The organism is Ilumatobacter sp., assembly GCF_049588435.1.
Lineage (GTDB): Bacteria > Actinomycetota > Acidimicrobiia > Acidimicrobiales > Ilumatobacteraceae > Ilumatobacter_A.
Window position 1 is genome coordinate 1 of record NZ_JBAVYV010000313.1, and the last position, 3,786, is coordinate 3,786.

Annotated in this window: 5 protein-coding genes; all 5 read left to right on the forward strand. The window is 68.2% G+C overall.

Annotation, left to right across the window (positions count from 1 at the left end; genetic code table 11):
• Positions 1 to 420: CDP-alcohol phosphatidyltransferase family protein (locus WBV89_RS12090; RefSeq protein WP_423981603.1), on the forward strand; the 420-nt coding region annotated here is incomplete at its 5' end.
• A gap of 26 nt (positions 421 to 446) precedes the next feature.
• A complete protein-coding gene (locus WBV89_RS12095) occupies positions 447 to 1,151 on the forward strand; it encodes a TVP38/TMEM64 family protein (RefSeq protein ID WP_423981604.1) in 705 nt (234 codons plus the stop codon).
• Positions 1,148 to 2,557 carry a dihydrolipoyl dehydrogenase family protein gene (locus WBV89_RS12100; RefSeq protein WP_423981605.1) on the forward strand — a complete coding sequence of 470 codons (1,410 nt, stop codon included), beginning with the start codon at positions 1,148 to 1,150 and terminating at the stop codon, positions 2,555 to 2,557. Before WBV89_RS12095 ends, WBV89_RS12100 begins: the two co-directional genes overlap by 4 nt.
• Positions 2,554 to 2,736, forward strand: a complete 183-nt coding sequence (locus WBV89_RS12105) for a hypothetical protein (protein WP_423981606.1) — start codon at positions 2,554 to 2,556, stop codon at positions 2,734 to 2,736. Before WBV89_RS12100 ends, WBV89_RS12105 begins: the two co-directional genes overlap by 4 nt.
• A gap of 9 nt (positions 2,737 to 2,745) precedes the next feature.
• A partial coding sequence (locus tag WBV89_RS12110; protein ID WP_423981607.1) for a glycoside hydrolase family 3 N-terminal domain-containing protein occupies positions 2,746 to 3,786 on the forward strand: 1,041 nt, incomplete at its 3' end.

A 3,786-nucleotide genomic window follows, 5' to 3' on the forward strand; every position in this document is an offset into this window, starting at 1 on the left:
GGGCTCGACGGTTCGGTGGCTCGCGCCGGCGGCCGGGCCACCGACGTCGGTGGGCTGATCGACTTCGTCTTCGACACCGTGGCGTACGCGGCGATCCCACTCGGGCTGGCGTTCGGGATCGATGAGCGTGCGACGTGGATCGCGACGGCAGTCCTGCTGGCGAGCTTCTACGTCAACTCCGTCTCGCTCGGGTACGTGGCGGCGCTGCTCGAGAAGCGCGACCTCGTCGCGTCGGCGGAGGGGCGGCCGACGAGCGCGACACTCCCCCGCGGCCTCGTCGAAGGAACCGAGACGATCATCGTGTTCACGCTCGCCCTCGCCATCCCCGATGCGGCGACGACGATCTGGTGGATCATGGCCGCAGCCGTTCTCGTCACGGCATTCGAGCGCGTGCGCTGGGCCGCCCGGACTCTGCGATGAACACGCCCGTGCGGACGTGGACACCCATGCGGACGTGGACGCTACGGATGCTGGTCGTGCTCCTCGTCGTGGCAGCGATCGTCGGCTGGCGCAGTTACCAGGCATCGACCGGGCTGTCGACCACCGAATCCGGCCAACGCTTCATCGACGGCATCGACTCGGCATGGTGGGGCGTCGCCGCCTACGTCGCGGTCTACGTCCTGCGGCCCCTCGTGCTGTTCCCGGCGTCCGTGCTGACGGTGATGGGTGGAATCCTGTTCGGAGCGTGGTGGGGAATCCTCGTGGTCGTCGTCGCGGCCAATGCATCGGCGATGGTCGCCTACGGAATCGGGCTTGTCCTCGCCGGTCGATGCGACGACCCCGATCGATCCGACACGATCTTCGACAGGACCGGCACCAGCGCCGACGAGCGGCGTTCGTTCGCCTCGACGTGGGGCGATCGGCTCCGTGAGAACAGCTTCGAGACCGTGTTCACGATGCGCTTGCTGTTCCTCCCGTACGACGCCGTCAACTACGGCTGCGGCGCACTCCGCATCCGATGGGCGCCGTTCCTGCTCGCAACCGCCCTCGGCTCACTCCCCGGCACGATTTCGTTCGTCCTCCTCGGGGCATCGCTCGAACGCATCGACGAAGGCATCGGCGGGATCAATCCGTGGGCGGTCGTCGCCGGCGTCGCGATCTTCGCCGCCAGCGTCACCATCTCCCGCGTCTATAGAAAGCGACACGCATGAACCAGCACGACCCCGCCCGCACCTATCGAGCCGCCGTCATCGGTGCCGGCTCCGGTGGCCTCACCGTTGCGATCGGACTCACCGGTTTCGGCCACGAGGTCGCGCTCATCGAATCCGGACCGGTCGGCGGCGACTGCACGAACGTTGGCTGCATCCCGTCGAAGGCCCTGCTGCACGCCGCGGCGGCTGGTCACACCGATCCGTTCGGCACCGTCCGGGCGAAGCGCGACGGCCTCCGGGACCGCGAGGACGCGGAGATGGTCGATCACGAAATGATCCACCTGGTCCGAGGCAGGGGGCGGCTCACCAGTCGGAAAGGACCCCACGTCGTCGAGGTGACCGGGCCCGACGGGTCGACCGTCGAGGTCGTCGCCGAGAACGTCGTCGTCTGTGCGGGATCGCGACCGGTGGACTTCGGCATCGACGGGCTCGACGACGAACACCTGCTGACCAACGAGTCACTGTTCGAACTCGAGGAGGTTCCGTCCAAGGTGGTGCTCGTCGGGGGCGGAGCGATCTCGCTCGAGATGGCGACGGCATTCCGCGACCTCGGCAGCGCCGTCGAGATCGTCGAGATGCAGGATCGTCTGATCGCGACCGAGGATCCACTGGTGTCGTCGACGATCGAGGCGGTCCTACGCGAACGTGGCGTGGTCGTCCACACCGGAACGACGATCCACCGGTTCGACTCGACGACCGCTCACCTGGCCAACGGCGCCACGATCGACGACGTCGACAAGGTGCTGCTCGCGGTGGGACGGCGTCCGCGCCTCGATGACCTCGGACTCGATGCGGCCGGGGTCACCGTGACGAAGACCGGAATCACAGCCGACAGCTTCGGGCGGACGAACGTCGACGGGATCTACGCGGTCGGCGATGTCACGGGCGACACGGCGACCACCCACGGGGCCAACTCGATCGCGCGGCGGACCATCCGTGCGATCGCGCTCCCCAAGCTGCCGAAGATCGGGGGGGCGCGCGCTCACCCGAACGCCGTCTTCTCCAGGCCACAGATCGCTTCGGTCGGGATGTCGGTCGACGAGGTCGATGCCCTGCCGTCGATCGGCCGACGGCGTTACGTCGTCCAGATCGCAGATCTGGATCGTGCCTACACCGACGATGTCGCGCACGGGATCGCAATCGTCGATGCCGAGCGATTCACCGGGAAGATCCTGCGCGCGGCGATCGTTGCGCCGACGGCGGCCGAGATCATCGGGATGTTCACGCTCGCGATCGACCACGGCATCGGACTCCGCAAGATCTTCGCGACCGTTCATCCGTATCCGACCTACGCGCTGCTCGTCGGCACGGTCGCCGACGAATTCGCCAGCGACACGTTCAGCACGCTGCCGCAGGAGTGGTGGGCGATGGCGCGTGGGCGTGTCGCCCGACGGCTGAAGCGATGACGGTTGCGACCTGGTGGTCGCCGACCACCGATGCGGGCGTCGCGGTCCAGGTGGTCGTGACCATCCTCGTCGCGCTGGTCATCGTGGCCCTCGTTCGCGAGGAACGCTCGCTCGTTCTGCTGACCGTGGGCGTGACACTGGTGATCCTGGGCTGGTACGGCGTCCGGAGCTTGCACTAGACCGGACGCATGACGATCGGACCGACCGCGCTGCGTCAGGCGGTGAGCGACCTGCCGCTCGAGCGGCGGGTCGAGCTGCTGTCCGGTGCGACGTTCTGGGCGACCGAGTCGATCGACGAGCTCGATCTCCCGGCGATCACCCTGACCGACGGTCCTCACGGGCTGAGGCTCCAGCCGGACGATGCCGATCACCTCGGCATCGGAGAATCACGTCCGGCCACCTGCTTCCCGACCGCCTCCTGCCTCGCGGCGAGCTGGGACACGGCGTTGATCGAATCGGTCGGCCGTGCCCTCGGTCGGGAGTGTCGAGCCAACGGGGTCGGGGTCGTGCTCGGGCCGGGGATGAACATCAAGCGGCATCCCTGCGGCGGCCGCAACTTCGAGTACCTCTCGGAGGATCCGGTGCTGTCAGGGCACCTGGCGGCGGCGATGGTGCGCGGCGTGCAGTCCGAGGGTGTGGGGGCATGCCTCAAGCACTTCGTGGCCAACAACCATGAGGCGTACCGCATGGTCTGCGATGTGATCGTCGACGAGCGCACCCTGCGCGAGCTGTACCTGCGCGGCTTCGAGATCGCCGTTCGCGAGTCGGCCCCCTGGGCGGTGATGACGTCGTACAACCTGGTCAACGGCGAGTACGTGTCGGACAGTCCCCGCCTCCTGGGAGACGTGCTGCGCGACGAGTGGGGTTTCGACGGGCTCGTGGTCACCGATTGGGGTGGCATCAACGACCGGGCGTCGGCAACTGTCGCAGGGGTCGATCTCGAGATGCCGTCGAGCGGTGGGGCTCACGACCGAGCGGTCCTCGACGCCCTCGACGCAGGCGAACTCGACGAGGGAGCGGTGACCGACCGTGCCGTCACGGTTGCGGCGCTCGCGGAACGTGCGAGCCGCGAGGTCGCCGAGCGCGGTCGAGGCGTCGTCGACGAGGTCGCCCACCATCGTGTGGCCCGGGCGGCAGCGGCGGCCGGAACCGTGCTGCTGACGAACGACGGAGTCCTCCCGCTCTCCGAGGACACCGACATCGGCATCATCGGTGCCTTCGCCGACCAC

What these genes read in the sequence shown, in the direction of transcription:
- WBV89_RS12100 (WP_423981605.1), top strand. Translation starts at nt 1,148, where the DNA reads ATGAACCAGCACGACCCCGCCCGCACCTATCGAGCCGCCGTCATCGGT.
- WBV89_RS12095 (WP_423981604.1), top strand. Translation starts at nt 447, where the DNA reads ATGCGGACGTGGACGCTACGGATGCTGGTCGTGCTCCTCGTCGTGGCA.
- WBV89_RS12105 (WP_423981606.1), top strand. Translation starts at nt 2,554, where the DNA reads ATGACGGTTGCGACCTGGTGGTCGCCGACCACCGATGCGGGCGTCGCG.